At 65.1% G+C, this 17,077-nt stretch carries 20 protein-coding genes; 14 read left to right on the top strand and 6 right to left on the bottom strand.

The genetic code is table 11. The features are described from left to right. Positions 1–185: 185 nt before the first annotated feature. Entirely contained in the window at positions 186–437 is a 252-nt protein-coding gene (locus R2676_RS14960; protein WP_102064020.1) for a hypothetical protein, read from the bottom strand. A 119-nt stretch (positions 438–556) separates the two neighbouring features. Between R2676_RS14960 and R2676_RS14955 the strand changes: the two genes are divergently transcribed. Then, positions 557–994, top strand: a complete 438-nt coding sequence (locus tag R2676_RS14955) for a hypothetical protein (RefSeq protein WP_206273359.1) — start codon at positions 557–559, stop codon at positions 992–994. A gap of 23 nt (positions 995–1,017) precedes the next feature. Continuing rightward, positions 1,018–1,776, top strand: a complete 759-nt coding sequence (locus R2676_RS14950) for a sulfite exporter TauE/SafE family protein (protein WP_206273358.1) — start codon at positions 1,018–1,020, stop codon at positions 1,774–1,776. Here the strand turns inward: R2676_RS14950 and R2676_RS14945 are convergent. Further along, positions 1,766–2,143, bottom strand: coding sequence for a cupin domain-containing protein (locus tag R2676_RS14945; protein ID WP_027678833.1), 378 nt, complete (start codon positions 2,141–2,143; stop codon positions 1,766–1,768). The two genes, R2676_RS14950 and R2676_RS14945, sit on opposite strands and share 11 nt — an antisense overlap. A gap of 169 nt (positions 2,144–2,312) precedes the next feature. Between R2676_RS14945 and R2676_RS14940 the strand changes: the two genes are divergently transcribed. After that, positions 2,313–2,864: a phosphonate degradation HD-domain oxygenase gene (locus R2676_RS14940; RefSeq protein ID WP_206273357.1), complete on the top strand. Its 552-nt coding sequence runs from the start codon at positions 2,313–2,315 to the stop codon at positions 2,862–2,864. Here the strand turns inward: R2676_RS14940 and R2676_RS14935 are convergent. Then, positions 2,850–3,818, bottom strand: coding sequence for an SDR family oxidoreductase (locus R2676_RS14935; protein ID WP_206273356.1), 969 nt, complete (start codon positions 3,816–3,818; stop codon positions 2,850–2,852). The two genes, R2676_RS14940 and R2676_RS14935, sit on opposite strands and share 15 nt — an antisense overlap. A gap of 105 nt (positions 3,819–3,923) precedes the next feature. Here R2676_RS14935 and R2676_RS14930 point away from each other — a divergent pair, with 105 nt between their 5' ends. Further along, the gene (locus tag R2676_RS14930; RefSeq protein WP_206273355.1) at positions 3,924–4,820 is read left to right on the top strand and encodes a LysR family transcriptional regulator; all 897 of its coding nucleotides are present in this window, start codon (positions 3,924–3,926) and stop codon (positions 4,818–4,820) included. A gap of 12 nt (positions 4,821–4,832) precedes the next feature. On the opposite strand, the gene R2676_RS14925 is transcribed toward R2676_RS14930, so the two are convergent. Together R2676_RS14925 and crgA are read right to left on the bottom strand one after the other, a co-directional pair. Next, on the bottom strand, positions 4,833–5,048 hold the full coding sequence (locus tag R2676_RS14925; protein WP_027678837.1) for a DUF3820 family protein: 216 nt from the start codon (positions 5,046–5,048) through the stop codon (positions 4,833–4,835). A 5-nt stretch (positions 5,049–5,053) separates the two neighbouring features. Beyond that, positions 5,054–5,962, bottom strand: coding sequence for a LysR family transcriptional regulator CrgA (gene crgA, locus R2676_RS14920; protein WP_206273354.1), 909 nt, complete (start codon positions 5,960–5,962; stop codon positions 5,054–5,056). Between the two features lie 107 nt (positions 5,963–6,069). On the opposite strand from crgA, the gene R2676_RS14915 reads away from it, so the two are divergent. Both R2676_RS14915 and R2676_RS14910 read left to right on the top strand, forming a co-directional pair. After that, positions 6,070–6,675 (top strand): short chain dehydrogenase, encoded by a 606-nt coding sequence (locus R2676_RS14915; RefSeq protein ID WP_206273353.1) that lies wholly within the window; start codon positions 6,070–6,072, stop codon positions 6,673–6,675. Positions 6,676–6,830: 155 nt separating this feature from the next. Then, a complete protein-coding gene (locus tag R2676_RS14910) occupies positions 6,831–7,979 on the top strand; it encodes an ABC transporter substrate-binding protein (protein ID WP_206273352.1) in 1,149 nt (382 codons plus the stop codon). A gap of 75 nt (positions 7,980–8,054) precedes the next feature. Here the strand turns inward: R2676_RS14910 and R2676_RS14905 are convergent, their stop codons facing one another. Next, on the bottom strand, positions 8,055–9,068 hold the full coding sequence (locus tag R2676_RS14905; RefSeq protein WP_206273351.1) for an aldo/keto reductase: 1,014 nt from the start codon (positions 9,066–9,068) through the stop codon (positions 8,055–8,057). Between the two features lie 86 nt (positions 9,069–9,154). Between R2676_RS14905 and R2676_RS14900 the strand changes: the two genes are divergently transcribed. The 8 genes from R2676_RS14900 to atpE all read left to right on the top strand — a co-directional run bounded on the left by R2676_RS14900 (position 9,155) and on the right by atpE (position 16,998). Further along, entirely contained in the window at positions 9,155–10,084 is a 930-nt protein-coding gene (locus R2676_RS14900; RefSeq protein WP_206273350.1) for a LysR family transcriptional regulator, read from the top strand. A 183-nt stretch (positions 10,085–10,267) separates the two neighbouring features. Then, on the top strand, positions 10,268–12,217 hold the full coding sequence (gene mnmG, locus R2676_RS14895; RefSeq protein WP_316887264.1) for a tRNA uridine-5-carboxymethylaminomethyl(34) synthesis enzyme MnmG: 1,950 nt from the start codon (positions 10,268–10,270) through the stop codon (positions 12,215–12,217). Continuing rightward, the gene (gene rsmG / locus R2676_RS14890; RefSeq protein ID WP_206273482.1) at positions 12,217–12,885 is read left to right on the top strand and encodes a 16S rRNA (guanine(527)-N(7))-methyltransferase RsmG; all 669 of its coding nucleotides are present in this window, start codon (positions 12,217–12,219) and stop codon (positions 12,883–12,885) included. The genes mnmG and rsmG overlap by 1 nt, the downstream gene beginning before the upstream one ends. Positions 12,886–12,922: 37 nt before the next feature. Further along, positions 12,923–13,708, top strand: a complete 786-nt coding sequence (locus tag R2676_RS14885) for a ParA family protein (protein ID WP_015855941.1) — start codon at positions 12,923–12,925, stop codon at positions 13,706–13,708. Between the two features lie 17 nt (positions 13,709–13,725). Next, entirely contained in the window at positions 13,726–14,637 is a 912-nt protein-coding gene (locus tag R2676_RS14880; protein WP_027678844.1) for a ParB/RepB/Spo0J family partition protein, read from the top strand. A gap of 350 nt (positions 14,638–14,987) precedes the next feature. After that, positions 14,988–15,536, top strand: a complete 549-nt coding sequence (locus R2676_RS14875; RefSeq protein WP_102064005.1) for an ATP synthase subunit I — start codon at positions 14,988–14,990, stop codon at positions 15,534–15,536. A 230-nt stretch (positions 15,537–15,766) separates the two neighbouring features. Next, positions 15,767–16,648, top strand: a complete 882-nt coding sequence (atpB, locus tag R2676_RS14870) for a F0F1 ATP synthase subunit A (RefSeq protein ID WP_027678846.1) — start codon at positions 15,767–15,769, stop codon at positions 16,646–16,648. Positions 16,649–16,731: 83 nt separating this feature from the next. Continuing rightward, positions 16,732–16,998, top strand: a complete 267-nt coding sequence (atpE, locus tag R2676_RS14865) for a F0F1 ATP synthase subunit C (RefSeq protein ID WP_003262709.1) — start codon at positions 16,732–16,734, stop codon at positions 16,996–16,998. The last annotated feature ends 79 nt before the right edge of the window (positions 16,999–17,077 follow it).

The raw sequence follows: 17,077 nt of genomic DNA, 5'->3' as shown, positions 1-17,077 counted from the left end.
TTGGTGCCTGATGCACCGTAAGGGTTTGCTCTAGTTGCTGCATTGCGGTGCATCTTTTACAGTCGCGTTACGGTTTTCGCACGAGATAAATGAGGCGGGAGCGAGGAGACGACAGCACACACCGCACGTACGGTGGAGATGCAAAATAGATGAAGGCCCTGCCAGGCGATCCCCGGCAGGGCCTTTTAGTTTGTGCGCTCGCCTTCCGCGAGGGCGCCGGCCAGCAGCGCACGGCCCCGGGCGCTGACCGTCACCAACTGCAGCCCCGGCGCGGAGTCGGGCACGCAGTCCACCAGCCCGTCGATGCAGGCATCCTCCCAGATCGACAAACGCGGGCACGACGTCCGCCACGTTTCCAGCACTTCAGCGTAGGGCCGCGGCCGCTCGGCCAGCGACTGCAGCAATTGCAAGGTGAGGGCGCGGGTCGGATCGGCCATGGCGGGCTCCGTGGAATGACGCAACCATTCTGGTTCGCGCTTATTCACAAGAGAAATGCATTCGGTGTCGACGCCTATGCGCGCGCTGCATGACAATGGCGCCTTCGCCCGAGCCGCCCATGACTTTGTCCACTCGCCTTGCCACGCTCGAAGACCGGCCGCGCCTGCTGGCCGCCGTCGCGTCGACCCCCTCGCCGCTGCAGGTGGCGCATGCCGTCGATACGCTGCTCGCCCATCCGAGCGTGCATCCGTGCTTCCTCGTTGAAATGGGTGAAGCGCTGGCCGGCGTGGCGCCGATCACGCTCGTGCCGCATCTGGCGCTGGGCGGTTTGGTGGCGTGGTTGCCCGTCGGCGTGACGGTGCTTTCCGGTGACACGGCCACGCGCGATGCGGCCCTGGCGGCCGTCAATGAGTACGCCAGGGCACATGGCATACTCCACGTCCTGTTGCCGCCCGCGGCGCTTTCGGCTCAAGACGCCGCAGCGCTCGGCTTTGCGCCCGACGCATCGGGCTGCTGGCGGCGCAGCGCACGTCCGTCGCCCAAGTCGCTGGGCTAATCCTTCCCGTTTCGTTTCTCCTGATGGAATTCGCTTTGCTCGCCGTGGCCGGCTTTCTGGCCGGCCTGATCGATGCCGTGGCCGGTGGCGGCGGCCTGGTGCAGATCCCCGCGCTGTTCTCGGCGTATCCGAACGTCGCGCCCGCCACGCTCATCGGCACCAATAAAGTCGCGTCGATGTCGGGCACGGCGACGGCGGCGGTGCGCTACGGCCGCACGGTGCGCATCTACTGGGGCGCGACGGCGCCGGCGGTGGTCACGGCGTTTGTGTTTTCGCTGCTCGGCGCGTGGGCGCTGACGCATATTCCGGCCGAGCCGCTGCGCCGTGCGCTGCCGTTCGTGCTGGCGGTGCTGCTCGTCTACACGGTGGCCAAGAAGAACCTGGGCGCCGATCACGCCCCGAGCCTCAAGGGCTGGCGCGAGCGCGCGGCGGCATTGCTGGCCGGCGCGGCCATCGGTTTCTACGACGGCGTGTTTGGCCCGGGCACCGGCAGCTTTCTGATGATCGTGTTCGTGCGCGTGTTTGGGTACGACTTCCTGCATGCGTCGGCGTCTACCAAGATCGTCAACCTCGCGACCAACGTGGCTGCGCTGTTGCTGCTGGCCGCCAAGGGGCACGTCTGGTGGCAGCTCGGCCTGGTGATGGCGGTTGCCAACGTCGCCGGCAATCAGGTCGGCAGCCACCTCGCGCTGCGGCACGGCAGCCGCTTCGTGCGCAAGGTGTTCATCGTGGTGGTGCTGGCGTTGATTTTGAAGACGGCTTACGACGCCTTCATCCGTTGAGTTGCTTCTCGAGCGCGACGCTGCGCTCGGTAACGACATCGCCCGTGTGCTGCGTGGTTACGGTTTCGATCAGCATGATTCCGCATTCTTCGTCGGCAACGGGAAAGTGACGCACGCCGCGCGGCACGACGCAGAATTCGCCGGGGCCGAGGTGGACATCGGCACGGTCTTCGAAAGCGATTTTCAGGTGGCCGTAGACCACGAAGAACAGCTCGTCTTCATTCGGGTGGTCATGCCAGACGAACTCGCCTTTGAGCTTGGCGACCTTGATGTATTGGTCGTTGACCTGGCCGACGACGCGCGGCGACCAATAGTCCGTGACCTGTTCCAGCGCCTGCGTGACCTGTACGGCGTGTCCTGCGAGCATGATGCGCTCCGATGTGTGGGAAGGCACTGAAGATAAGGGCGGGCGCCGTGCATTCCCAACCAAACTTTCTAATCGCGCCGATCACGCGGGCTAATGCGCGGTGCGTTGTCACCGTGTTGCCGCACGAGCGCGCTACGCTGCAGGGTTCCGCTTTTACCCACGCAGCATCATGGCCCTGAGTCTCGACGACATCCGCACGCTGTTCGACCGCCACGGCAACATTGCCTACAGCGGCGAGCCCGTCACGCAACTCGAACATGCCCTGCAGACGGCGGCGTTGGCCGAGGCGGCCGGCGCGTCGGATGCGCTGATCACCGCGGCGCTGCTGCACGACCTCGGTCATTTGTTGAACCTGCAGGGCGAGACGCCGACCGCCCACGGCATCGACGATCAGCACCAGTACTTTGCGCTGCCGTTTCTGCGTGCGACGTTTCCCGATGCCGTGCTCGAGCCGATCCGCCTGCATGTGGATGCCAAGCGCTGCCTGTGCGCGATGGATGCGCATTACTACGCGCGCCTGTCAGCCGATTCCGTGCGGAGCTTGGCATTGCAGGGTGGTGTGTTTTCGGCGCAGGAAGCCGAGGCCTTCATGCAGCGTCCGTACGCCGCCGATGCGCTGCAGCTGCGCCAGTGGGACGACCTCGCCAAGGTGGCCGGGCAGCGCACGCCTGATCTTGCGCACTTCCTGGCGACAGCGGCGCGGGTTTCAGCGGCAGCCTAGGCTGCGCAGCGTCGCGCCCACGGCTTCGTCCCACGGCGTGTGCGGTTCGGCGCCGAGTGCCTGCACGAGCTTGGCGTTGTCCATGCGCACCGGGTGCTGCCACAGGTATCGCATCTCGCGCATCTCGCGCAGCATCTCCGAGAACGGCGCCAGCGCGGGCATCAGCCACCACGGGAAGGCGCGCGTCTTGACGGGGCGGCCCACCGCGCGGCCAATTGCTGCGGCCATCTGCGTGCCGTCGGCATCCCAGTGACCGCGCATGTGGTAGACGGCAAAGTCCGGCAGACGGTCGCCTTGCTCGACAAGACGCAGCATCGTTTCGGCCACGTCCGGCAGGTATGCCCATTGATGGCCGATGCCCGCGGCGCCCGGCTGCGTGACGGTGCGGACGGGCTTGCCCGGCTTGACCAGCGCGCCGGCAAACCACGTGTTGCCGGTCTGGGGCCCGAAGAAATCGCCGGCGCGCACGATCAGGCTGCGCACGCCGTCTGCGCTGGCGGCCTGCATGCGACGCTCCAGCTCTGCGCGGATCTTGCCCTTGCGCGTGAGCGGTGCCTGCGCGGTCGTTTCGCGCAGCACGGGAAACGTGTCCGGCGCAAAGTTGTACACCGTGCCCGGCAGCACGATGCGCGCGCCTGAAGCACGAGCGGCGGCGATGGTGTTGTCGATCATCGGCAGCACCAGCCCGGCCCAGTTCTGGTAGCCCGGCGGGTTGACGGCGTGGACGATCAGTTCCGCGCCCTGGGCCGCGCCAACCACGTCTTCGCGCACCATCGCGTCGCCGCGGATCCATTCGAACGCGGTGTTGCGGTTCGTCAGCGCATCCGGATTGCGCTGCAGCGCCCGCACATGCCAGCCGCGTGCCACCAGCCGACGGGCCACTTCACCGCCGATGCCGCCGGTGGCGCCCAGTACCAATGCGATGCGTTTTGCCTGTTGGGTTGCCTGTTCCATGACCGTGCTCCTGAGGTATGTGAGAGCGTTGCGATGGACGCATTCTGGGCGCGACTGTGCTTCAATGGAATTGTTGATGATGAGCGTGCAGCTATACGAATTTGTATGAGCGGAACTGAGCCCGGCTGGGAGCTGTATCGGACGTTTCTTGCCGTCGTGCGAGAAGGATCGCTGTCGGGCGCCGCCCGCGCGCTGGGGCTGACGCAGCCCACGGCAGGGCGGCATGTCGATGCGCTCGAACGGGCGCTGGGCATGTCGCTCTTCATCCGAACGCAGCAGGGGCTGAGCCCCACAGAAGCGGCGCTATCGCTGCGGCCGTTTGCGGAATCGCTCGAAGCCACGAGCGCCGCCTTGCTGCGCGCCGCGTCGAGCCAGGGCGAGGGCGTGCGCGGCACCGTGCGCATCACCGCCAGCGAGGTCGTGGCGGTGGAGGTGCTGCCGCCCATCCTCGCCGATCTGCACGCCGCCTATCCGGAGCTGACGCTCGAGCTGGTGCCTTCGAACCGGATGGAAGACCTGCTGCGCCGCGAGGCGGACATCGCCGTGCGCATGCAGCCACCGAGCCAAGGCGTGCTCGTCGCGCGGCACTTGGGGGAGATTGAATTGGGGCTGTTTGCGCACCAGCGCTATCTGGCACAGCGCGGCACGCCAACCACGGTGGAAGAACTCGCTGGCCACACGTTGATCGGCTACGACAAGGAGAACGCATTCCTGCGCAGCGTGCGAGCGCAGTTCCCGTGGATCCAACGTAACCGCTTCGCACTGCGCACCGACAGTGACCTGGCTGCGATTGCCGCGCTGCGCGCCGGCTTTGGCATCGGCTTCTGCCAGGTCGGCCTGGTGCGGCACAACGCAGACCTGGTTCGGCTGTTCGGCGATCAGGTTTCCATCACGCTCGACACCTGGCTCGCCATGCACGAAGACCTGCGTGACAGCCCGCGCTGCCGCGTCGTGTTTGATGCGTTGGCGACGGGGCTGCTGCGTTACATCAACGGCGATTGATCGATCGCGTTGTCAGCGGCCCTGGCGCAATGGGTCGAGCAGACCCTTCAGGCCGTTGTGATCCAGCTCCTGCATCAGCGCGAGCAAGCGGCCGATCTGCCCCGGCGGAAAGCCCTCGCGCGCAAACCAGTTGAGGTAATGGCCCGGCAGGTCGGCAATCAGGCGGCCCTTGTACTTGCCGAAGGGCATTTGCGTGGTGACGAGGCGTTGGAGGTCTTCGGGGTTCATGGGCGCTATTGTGCCCCCGATGCGGGGACGAACTTAGGTGCGTGCGCCAGCAAATGTTCCACAAAGCTGGAGAGCTTCGGCAGCGGCCGCCGATCCTGCCGATACACGAGATGAATCGGCCGCGGTTCGGGCGCATACGCCTGCAGCACGCGCACGAGTCGGCCGCTTGCCAGGTCTTCTGCGACGAGCACTTCGGGCTGCAGCAGCAGGCCGGCACCGGCAACCGCGGCCGCGCGCAAGCCATGGCCGTCGTTGCAGGTGAAGGCCGGGTCGTCGCGCCAGGGCGTGGCGCCGCTCCAGCCGGCAAGCTGCCACGCATTGCGGTTGTTCCAAACCATGTGCGAAAGGCAGCGATGCTGCGGCAGGTCGGCCGGCGTTTCCGGCCGGCCGTACCGCGCCAGGTACTCCGGCGACGCGCAGATGACCATGCGATACACGCACAGCGGCTTGGCAACCAGATCGGCATCGCCCAGCGGGCCGATGCGGATGGCGAGATCGAACCCTTCGTCGACGAGATCGACCATGCTGTTGCTGAGGTTCAACTCCACGCGCACCTGCGGATGTGCCTGCTGAAACGTCGCGGCCAGTGGCGCGATCACGCACGCGCCGAACGTGGTCGGCGCGCTCACGCGGAGCGTGCCCGAAGGCGACGCGCGTAGCCGTTCGACGGACGTTTCCGCCCAGCGCACCTGTTCCAGCACACGCTTGGCATCTTCGTAGAACACGCGCCCGGCGTCGGTCAGGCTTTGGCGGCGCGTGCTGCGCTGGAGCAGGCGCGCGCCCAGCTGCGTCTCCAGAGCGCTCACATATTTGCCGACCATCACCGCGGACATTTCAAGCCGCGCCGCGGCCTCGGTGAAGTTGCCGCCTTCGACCACGGCGACGAAGGTCTCCATGCTGCGCAGCTTGTCCATATTCCGAACCATTGATTTGGAATGCCCGAAGGTATCACGGCTTTATCGCATGAGGGGTTCGGCCAAGAATAGGCGCCATTCCAACCGGATTGACGAAGGAGCACAGCATGAAAATCGTCGTGATTGGCGCCAGCGGCACACTGGGCCGCGCCGTGGTGGCAGCACTGGAGCAGGGCGGGGCGCACGAAATCATCCGCGTCGGCCGCACGCAGGGCGAGCATCAAGTCGACATCACCAACGCAGACAGCGTGGCGGCGCTGTTCGACAGGCTCGGTCGCGTCGACGCCATCGTCTCCACTGCGGGCAATCTGTTCTTCGGGCCGCTGATCAAGATGACGGCCGCGGATTTCAACGTTGGCCTGCAGGACAAGCTGCTTGGCCAGGTGCGCCTGGCGCTGGTCGGTCAGCATTATCTGAACGACGGCGGCTCGATCACGCTGACGACCGGCATCGTGGGGCAGGAGCCGATCGCACAAGGCGCCAACGCCACTGCGGTGAACGCGGGGGTGGAGGGCTTTGTGCGCGCCGCCGCGTGCGAGCTGCCGCGCGGCATCCGCATCAACGCGGTGAGCCCGACGGTGCTGACCGAATCGATGGAAGCATATGGCCCGTTCTTCCCGGGCTTCGAGCCGGTCTCGGCAGCGCGCGCGGCGTTGGCGTATCGGCGCAGCGTGGAGGGCGTGCAGAGCGGCCGGGTGTACCGCGTGGGCTGAGTCCGCCCAGGTCGTGAACACGTTAAGTTTCGGGGTATCTCCCCCTTGCCCGCGTGGCGTGACTCCTTCTAGACTCGTTCATCCCCGACCCATCGGTCGGTCAATCGCAGATTCAGGGCGGGCGCAGACCCGCTCGACCTATCTCAGGAGACGGCATGAAGGTATCGCTCGCATCCCGCATTGCACTCGCCGCGACGGCGCTGTTGGCCGGTACGGCATTCGCCCAGGTGAAGGTCGGCATTACGGTGTCGGCCACCGGGCCGGCGGCGTCGCTGGGGATTCCCGAGAAGAACACCGTGGCGCTGCTGCCCAAGGAAATCGCCGGCAAGAAGGTCGAGTACATCGTGCTCGACGATGCGTCTGACACGACCACCGCCGTCAAGAACACACGCAAGCTCATCACCGAAGACAAGGTCGACCTGGTGATCGGTTCGACCGTCACGCCCAACTCCCTGGCGATGGTCGACGTGGTGGCCGAGAACGAAACGCCGATGATCACGCTGGCCGCCTCCGCGCGGATCGTCGAGCCGATGGACGCCAAGCGCGCGTGGGTCTTCAAGACGCCGCAGAACGATTCCCACATGGCGACGGCCATTGCCGAGCACATGGCAAACCATGGCGTAAAGACCGTCGCGCTGATCGGCTTTGCCGATGCCTATGGCGATTCGTGGGCGCAGGAGTTCGACAAGGTGGCGGGGCTGCGCAAGCTGAAGGTTGTCGCCAACGAGCGGTTTGCGCGCACCGATACGTCGGTGACGGGCCAGGTGCTGAAGATCATGGCGGCCAATCCGGATGCGGTGCTGATCGCAGGCTCGGGTACGCCGGCCGCGCTGCCCGAACGCGCGCTCAAGGAGCGTGGCTACAAGGGCAAGCTGTATCAGACGCACGGTGTGGCGAACGCCGACTTCCTGCGTGTGTGCGGCAAGGACTGCGAAGGCACGTTCCTGCCGGCGGGTCCGATCCTGGTGGCCGAGCAGCTGCCGGACAGCAACCCGGTGAAGAAGCCGGCGCTGGCGTACAAGACGGCATATGAGAAGACGTACGGCGGACAAGTCTCCACCTTCGGCGGCCACATGTGGGATGCCGGTTTGTTGCTCACCAATGCGATGCCGGAAGCGCTGAAAAAGGGCCAACCCGGCACGCCGGCGTTCCGCAAGGGATTGCGCGACGCGATGGAGACGACGACCAATCTGGCGATCTCGCACGGCGTGATGAATATGAACGCGAAGGACCACCTTGGTCTGGACCAGCGCTCGCGCGTCATGGTCGAAATCAAGGACGGCAAGTGGAAGCTGCAGAATTGACGACGTAGCCAACGTCATCGGCCCACGCAAAACGCACGGTTCGCGCCGTGCGTTTTGCTTTGTCTGGCGGAGGGCTCAAGCGTTGACGACGCTTTGCGGCACCGGCGAGGCCGTGGTTTCCGGCAGCGCAGCGTCGATTTCCGCGAGATCCGCATCCGTCAGTTTCAGGCTGGCCGCGCCGAGCAGGCCGTCAAGCTGATCCGGCCGTCGCACGCCGACGATCGCGCCCGTCACCACCGGGTTGCGCAGCGTCCACGCGATGGCGACTTCGGCAGGCGTGCGTCCATGCCGGGCGCCGACGCCACCCAGCACCTCCACCAGGGCCAGGTTGCGCGTCAGATTCGGCTCTTGAAATTCGGGGCTGCGCTGCGCGCGCCAGTCATCGGCCGGCAGCGCGGCGATGCGCTCGCGCGTCATGCGCCCCGACAGCAGTCCCGATTGCAGCGGCGAATAGACGATGTTGCCGATGCCATGCGCCGCCGTGTACGGCAGGATGGATTCCTCGATGCCGCGCATCAGCAGCGAGTAGGGCGGTTGCAGCGAGGCGATCGGCGCGACCGAGCGGGCGCGTTCCATTTGCGCCGCATCGAAATTCGACACGCCGATATGGCGGATCTTGCCGGCGCGGCGTGCCTCCGCCAGCGCGCCAATGGCGGCTTCGATCGATTGTTCCGGCGCCCCGGGCGGGAAGGCCGGCCAGTGGATCTGGTACAGGTCGATCGCCTCCACGTTCAGGCGGCGCAGGCTCTCGTCGATTTCACGTGAGAGCGATGCGGGGTCGAGCGAATGCGAAATCCGCCCCAGCGCGTCCCACACCAGCGAACCCTTGGTGAACACGTACGGGCGGCGGTCTGCGGGCAACGTGCGCAGCGCGCGGCCGACCACCGTTTCCGCGTGGCCCAGCCCATAGGCGGCAGCGGTGTCGATCCAGTTGATGCCGGCGTCTGCAGCGGCGGCGATGGCGGCAATGGAATCGCGATCGTCCTGCGCGCCCCAGCCATATTCCCAGTTGCCGCCGCCCGTGGCCCACGTGCCGAAGCCGAGTGGAGAGATGTGCAGGTCGGATTGACCGAGTTGTCGTGTCTGCATGGCGAAGTCCTTGTCAGGTCAGGGAGAGGAGTCGCCAGTCTAGGCAGCGCGGTCGCGCCGATTAAGTGGATAGAATCGGATGCACTATGAAGACAGAATTCACAATCGATCCGGACCTGCTGCCCGCGCTCGATGCGCTGCGCCGCGTGGCGGAGGCGGGGAGCTTCACGCAGGCGGCCGCAGCGCTGGATGTTTCGACGTCTGCGCTGTCGCAGACCATCCGGCGGTTGGAGTCCGCGCTCGGCGCGCAATTGTTGGCGCGGACCACGCGGCAGGTCAGTGCCACGGAAGCGGGCGAAGCCTTGCTCGCGGTCGTGCGGCCGAGCCTCGATGCGCTGTACGGCGCGATGGCCGAAGTGGGGGAGCGCGCCACAGAGCCGCGCGGCGCCTTGCGTGTGACGGCTTCACGTGTCGCGTATCAGGCGGTGCTGCAGCCGGTGCTGGGCGATTTCCTCGCGCGCTATCCGCGCATCGAACTGGAGGTTTCGGTGGACGACGGCTTGTCCGCCATCGTCGCCGACCGCTTTGATGTCGGCATTCGCTTCGGCGAGCGTGTCGAGCGCGACATGGTGGGCGTGCCGATCGGACCGGCGCGCCGCATCGCGGTGGTCGGCAGTCCAGCGTATCTGCAGGCACGTGGCACGCCCGAATCGCCGGACGCCCTGCGCGGCCATCGCTGCATCCGATACCGCTTTCCCAGCAGCGGCGCCTTGTACGACTGGGAGTTTGCCGCGCCCGGCGGTGGCACCAACCAGTCGGCGGATGTGGCCGGCAGCTTCATCGCCAATGACGTGCTGGCGATGGTCGAGGCGGCGAAGCAGGGCGTGGGCTTGGCGCACGTGCTGGAAGACCTCGTCGCCGACGATGTGGGGGCTGGCCGCTTGGTTCGGGTGCTTGATGACTGGTGCCCGCCGATGTATCGCTTCCATCTCTATTTCCCCCGCATGCCGCTAATGCCAGGCAAGCTGCGCGTCTTCATCGATTTTCTGCAGGCGCGCTCGGCCAGAGGTGAGTAACCGTCGGCGGAATGTGTTTCACGTGAAACACAAACGTCGCGACCAAGCGGTGCATGTCTCACGTGAAACACGGAAAGCAGGGGAATTTCGTCCCGATTGCCGCACGGCCGAACTGCGGTGTAGCCGCCCGACTTATAATTCCGCTTCTCCAAATTTTTGATGCCTCCATGCGAGGAGGAAGCCATGCTGTATCCAATTGAATTCGATGTGATCGTGGTGGGCGGCGGACACGCCGGCACCGAGGCCGCGCTGGCGGCAGCGCGCATGGGGTGTCAGACCCTGCTGCTGACGCACAACATCGAGACGCTGGGGCAGATGAGCTGCAATCCGTCCATCGGGGGCATCGGCAAAGGCCATCTGGTCAAGGAAGTGGACGCCTTGGGCGGGGCCATGGCCATCGCGACGGACGAGGGCGGCATCCAGTTCCGTATCCTCAATTCCAGCAAGGGCCCGGCCGTGCGGGCGACGCGTGCTCAGGCAGACCGCGTGCTGTATAAGGCAGCGATCCGCCATCGCCTCGAAAACCAGCCGAACTTGATGTTGTTCCAGCAGGCCGTGGAAGACCTGCTTGTTGAAGGGGATCGTGTCGTTGGGGCGGTGACGCAGGTCGGCGTGCGGTTCCGCGCACGCGCTGTCGTGCTGACGGCCGGGACGTTCCTGGATGGCAAGATCCACGTCGGGCTGAATAACTACACCGGCGGGCGCGCGGGCGACCCCGCCGCGGTATCGCTGTCGGCGCGTTTGAAGGAATTGAAGCTGTCGCAAGGGCGCCTCAAGACCGGTACGCCGCCGCGCATCGATGGCCGGTCCATCAATTTTTCGGTGCTCGAAGAGCAACCGGGCGATCTCGATCCGGTGCCGGTGTTCTCGTTCATGGGCCGCGCGGACATGCATCCGCGCCAAGTGCCATGCTGGGTGACGCACACCAACGAGCGCACGCACGACATCATCCGCGCCGGGCTGGACCGCTCCCCGATGTACACGGGCGTGATCGAAGGGGTGGGACCGCGCTACTGCCCCAGCATCGAAGACAAGATCCACCGCTTTGCCAGCAAGGACAGCCACCAGATCTTCCTGGAGCCGGAAGGCCTGACGACGAACGAGTTTTACCCGAACGGCGTGTCGACCAGCCTGCCGTTTGATGTGCAGCTGGACCTGATCCACTCGATGCGCGGGCTCGAAAACGCCCACATCCTGCGGCCCGGTTACGCCATCGAATATGACTATTTCGATCCGCGCGGCCTCAAGTCTTCGCTGGAATCGAAGGCGATTTCCGGTTTGTTCTTCGCCGGCCAGATCAACGGGACGACCGGTTATGAAGAGGCCGCGGCGCAAGGCCTGCTCGCAGGCATCAACGCCGGCCTGCAAGTGCAGGGCAAGGATGCCTGGACGCCTCGGCGCGACCAGGCTTATCTGGGCGTGCTGGTTGACGATCTCATCACCCGCGGCGTGACCGAGCCGTATCGTATGTTCACCAGCCGGGCTGAGTTCCGCCTCAGCCTGCGTGAAGACAACGCCGACATGCGCCTGACCGAAGTCGGCCGCGCGTTGGGCGTCGTCGACGATGCGCGCTGGGATGCGTTCAACCGGAAGCGCGACGCTGTTTCACGTGAAACAGAGCGTCTCAAGTCGACCTGGGTGAATCCGGCCACGCTTCCGTTGGAAGATGCCGAGCCGGTGCTGGGCAAGGGCATTGAGCGGGAGTACGCCTTGGCCGACTTGCTGCGCCGCCCGAACGTGACGTACGAAACGCTCATGGGTATGCAGGGCGGCAAGTACGCGCTCGAATCGCCCTTGGCTGAAGACCCGTTGCTGGCCGAGCAGATCCGCGAGCAGGTCGAGATCGGCATCAAATACCACGGATACATCGCCCGGCAAGCCGATGAAGTCGAGCGCCTCGGCGCCAACGAAAACACGCGCCTGCCGGCCGATTTTGACTATTCGCAGGTGCGTGGCCTGTCGATCGAGGTCCAGCAGAAGCTCGCCAAGCACAAGCCGGAAACCATTGGGCAGGCTTCGCGTATCTCCGGCATCACGCCCGCCGCCGTGTCACTGCTGCTTGTGCATTTGAAGAAGGGCGTGCTGCGTGGCCAAGTCGGCCCGCGCGCCAGTGCAGAAGGCGAGGCCGCTTGATGGCGAATGCACTGACAGACGCCCGGGCAGAGCTGGAGGCCGGCGCGCGTGCGCTTGGGTTGTCGCTGGATGAAGCGCAAGTCGACCGTTTACTGGCGTACCAAGGGCTGCTGGCCAAATGGAACCGCGTCTATAACCTGACCGCCATTCGTGATGCCGGCGACATGCTGACGCATCACCTGCTGGATTCGCTGTCGGCCGTATCGTGCATCGCCGAGCTGGCCCGCCGTGCGCAACCCGACGCACCGCGCGTGCTGGACGTCGGTTCGGGCGGCGGCCTGCCGGGCATTCCGCTGGCCATCGCCTATCCGGATGTCAGCGTCACGATGGTCGACATCGTGCAGAAAAAGACCGCCTTCCTGACGCAGTGCCGCGCCGAGCTTGGCCTGACCAACGCTCAGTCGCATTGGGGCCACGTGGAAAAGCTGACCGATGCCACCGGCTATGGCGTCATCACCTCGCGCGCCTTTGCCGAACTGGTCGATTTCGTAAATCTGGCTGGGCATCTGCTCGCCCCGGGCGGTCGCATGGTCGCCATGAAGGGCGTGCGCCCGGATGCCGAAATCGATCGTCTGCCCGCCGGCTGGGCCGTCGAAGCCATCGAGCGCCTGACCGTGCCGGGGCTGCCGGCCGAGCGTCACCTGGTCATCCTCGCGCCGTCGGCGTGAGCGAACGTTGTAGCGAGCCATTCACCGCAGAGGAGTCATGTCGAATATTTTCGTGATCGCCAACCAGAAGGGTGGGGTCGGCAAGACCACCACCACGGTGAATCTCGCGGCCGGGCTGGCCGCGCAAGGGCAGCGCGTGCTGCTGGTCGACCTCGACCCGCAGGGCAATGCCTCGATGGGCTCGGGCATCGATAAGCACACGCTGGAATTCAGCGTCTACCAGGTCCTTGTTGGGCTCGCGACGATTCCGCAGGCACGCCAGCGTTCGGAGGCAGGGCGCTACGACGTCCTGCCCGCCAACCGCGACCTGGCCGGCGCCGAAGTCGAACTCGTCGATCTGGAACATCGCGAAAACCGCCTCAAGCTTGCGCTCGCCGAGGTGGAAGCCGACTACGACTTCGTCCTCATCGACTGCCCGCCGTCGCTGTCGCTGCTGACGCTCAACGGCCTGTGCGCCGCGCATGGCGTGGTCGTGCCGATGCAGTGCGAGTACTTCGCGCTCGAAGGCCTCTCGGATCTCGTCAACACCATCAAGCAGGTGCACGCCAACCTGAACCGCGATCTCAAGGTGATCGGGCTGTTGCGCGTGATGTTCGACCCGCGCGTGACGCTGCAGCAGCAGGTGTCGGCGCAGCTCGAATCGCACTTCGGCGACAAGGTATTCAAGACGGTCATCCCGCGCAACGTGCGTCTGGCCGAGGCGCCGTCGTACGGCATGCCGGGCGTGGCGTTTGACGTGGCATCGAAGGGGGCGAAGGCCTATCTGGATTTCGGCGCCGAGATGATCGCGCGCGTGCGGCAGATGGCCGACATGCCGGCCTGAGCAGCAAGAGGAACAACATGAGCACGATGAAGAAAAAGGGACTGGGCCGCGGCCTCGAAGCGCTGCTCGGCAGCCCGGCCGAGATTGTCGAAGCCGCCAAGCAGGAGGGCGCGCCGACGGTCCTGAAGCTGGAGCAGATGCAGCCCGGCAAATATCAGCCGCGCACGCGCATGGACGAAGGCGCGCTGCAGGAGCTTGCCGCGAGCATCCGCGCCCAAGGCCTGATGCAGCCGATTCTGGTGCGCAAGGTCGAGTCCGACGGCGCGAAGCCGAAGTACGAAATCATCGCGGGTGAACGCCGCTTCCGCGCATCGCGCCTCGCCGGTCTGACCGAAGTGCCCGTCCTCGTGAAGGACGTGCCGGATGAATCGGCCGCCGCCATGGCGCTGATCGAAAACATCCAGCGCGAAGACCTCAACCCGCTGGAAGAAGCGCAGGGCATCGCGCGCCTGGTGCGGGAATTCCAGTTCACACACGAGCAGGCGGCGGAATCGGTCGGGCGTTCACGCAGCGCGGTCTCGAACCTGCTGCGCCTGTTGAATCTCGCCCAGCCCGTGCAGACCATGCTGATGGCCGGCGACCTCGACATGGGCCACGCCCGCGCGCTGCTCGCCGTCGACGGTGCGACGCAGATCACATTGGCGAACCAGATCGTCAACAAGCGCCTGTCGGTGCGCGAAACGGAAAAGCTGGTGGCGTCGACGCTCAAGCCGTTCGAGCTGAAATCCCTGAAGCAGAAGGGCGGGCACCAAGGCGGCCGCGACGTGGCGCGTCTCGAAGAAGAACTGGCCGACCAGCTCGGCTTGGGTGTGCAGATCAAGCTGGCGGCCAAGGGACGCGGTCAGCTGACCGTGCAGTTCAGCAGCCTTGATGAGTTTGACGGGCTGCTGGCGCGCCTGCGCCCCGACGCCGGCGAAGAGGCCGCCTGAGCTCGATCTGCGACAGTTTGACGCAGGCGCCGGAATCCCTGCCGCTGCGCCATTTGCGGGCGCCGACTCGCACGGAATTGGTGCGATTACCTCACACGTCATCGACGCTAGGCGCTACCGACACCATCATGGAATCAACCGGGCGCCGCTCCATCAGGCGGATTCGGTGCCCCGGCAGCAGCACCGCATTGCGCGCGCCGAACGGAACACGGCCGCGCGAAGTGCTGTCGAAGGCGCCCGCACGAGCGTTCGCTTGTGCGTTGACTGGCGAACGCCATGTCCCGTAAAATCGTGCGGTTTTAAATCCGCCTGACCCAAAGCGGTGCGGCATGATGAAAGCACATTCTTCCATGCAGCCAGCTGACCGGCAACGGCCCGATTCTTACGCTTCGTTGAAAGCCGCCCGGCCTCAGTCGGTGCAGGATCCGAAGCACGACAGTTGGGACGATGAGGAGCAGGCGGAGCCGCCGGTGCATGTGCTCTCGCATGACGAAGCGGTCGCCCTGTTTGGCGAGCAGGCTGTGCAGGCCTCGCGTATCACGCCCTTTTCCATCGTGCTCGGCCAGGTGGCCATCACACTGTTGTGTGCGCTCGGTTGGTATGTCGGCAGTTGGTTCGCGGGCACGGGCGCTGCGTCAGCTGCCGAGGCCGGATTGTCGGCGCTGCTGGGCGGCGGCGTATGCGTGGTGCCTTCGGCATGGTTCGCGATGCGGCTGTCGACGGCCAAGGGGTTCGAATCCATCGCCCGCCTCGTGGTGGGCGAAGCGATCAAGGTGCTTGGCACGGTCGCGCTGCTGGTGATCGTGGTGGTGGTGTTCAAGGGCCTGCATTGGCCGCCCTTGCTGATCACCCTGATCCTGGCGCTCAAGATGTATTGGGTCGGTCTCGCGCTGCGATAGCGCGTTGAGGCGGCTCCAGCCCACCGCGACATGGCGGGCACACTGGTGTGTTGGCATACGGCAAGGACCTGAGGCAGGAGAAGCCCGGTTCATTGCGCTGACACCCCGCAAGAATAAGGTGGCGCGTTTCAGCCGCGTGCAGTCCGCGATCTCCAGGAGACACCTGGCTGAATCGGGCGCGGGTCGGAACGGATCACGAAGAATGTTTCGCAATATTGGACTGAATCATCATGGCAACTGAAGTCGCAGAAGCCGCCGGCCACGCCGCCGAGCACGCTCTCACGCCTTCCGCGTATATCGCGGAGCATTTGCAGAATTTCAATAGCATCGGCGGCAAACAGGCCTCCGTCGTCGACTTCTCCGTCATCAACTGGGACACGATGTTCTGGTCCGTGTTGATGGGCCTGATCGGCATCATCTTCCTGGGCATCGCTGCACGTCGCGTTACCGCCGGCGTTCCGGGGCGCTTCCAGGCTTTCGTTGAACTCGTCGTCGAGATGGTCGATGACCAAGCCAAGGGCATCATCCACGGCGATCGTTCGTGGATCGCTCCGCTGGCGCTGATGGTCTTCGTGTGGGTCACGCTGATGAACGCGGTCGACTTGATCCCGGTGGACTGGGTCACGGGCGTCAACCACCTCCTCGGTACCTTCGGTGTGCACGTGCCGCACCACCGCGCGGTGGCCACGGCCGATCTGAACGGTACGTTCGGCATGTCGTTCGCCGTGCTGATCCTGATGATTTACTACAGCTTCAAGATCAAGGGCACGGGCGGCTTCGCGCACGAGCTGCTGTCGGCCCCGTTCGGCGCCAAGTGGTATCTCGCGCCGTTCAACCTGATCCTCAACATCATTGAATTCCTCGCCAAGGCTGTGTCGCTGGGCATGCGGTTGTTCGGCAACATGTACGCGGGCGAACTGGTGTTCCTGCTGATCGCGCTGCTTGGCTCGGTCTGGACGTTCGGTGCTGACACGTCGGCGCTGGGTTTCGTGGGTCACGTGGTGGCTGGCGCAGTGTGGGCGATCTTCCACATCCTGATCGTGCTGCTGCAAGCCTTCATCTTCATGATGCTGACGCTGGTGTATATCGGCCAGGCACATGAGCACCACTAAGTAGTTGCGGTTCAGGTTCTCCGGTTCCGTTTGATTTTTCCAAGTTCTCAAGTTCTTAGTCTTTCACGTAAAAGGGAGTCATCATGCAAGCATTTCTCGCCAACATCCAAGGTCTGACCGCCATCGGTATCGGCATCATCATCGGCCTGGGTGCTATCGGCGCCTGCCTCGGCATCGCACTGATGGGCGGCAAGTACATCGAAGCCTGCGCACGTCAGCCTGAACTGATGAACCCGCTGCAAACGAAGATGTTCCTGCTGGCTGGCCTGATCGACGCGGCATTCCTGATCGGTGTTGGTGTGGCCATGCTGTTCGCGTTCGCCAACCCGCTGCTGTCGGTCATCAAGTAATTCTTTTCGGTCTGCATGATGCCGGAGGCGGCCTGGGTGAACGCTCCGCGTGACCCTCGCCGCTTCGTGCATTGATCCG

This window comes from Ralstonia flatus (assembly GCF_958439105.1).
Taxonomy (GTDB): Bacteria; Pseudomonadota; Gammaproteobacteria; order Burkholderiales; family Burkholderiaceae; genus Ralstonia; species Ralstonia flatus.
This window is presented reverse-complemented; position numbering and strand designations above follow the sequence as displayed.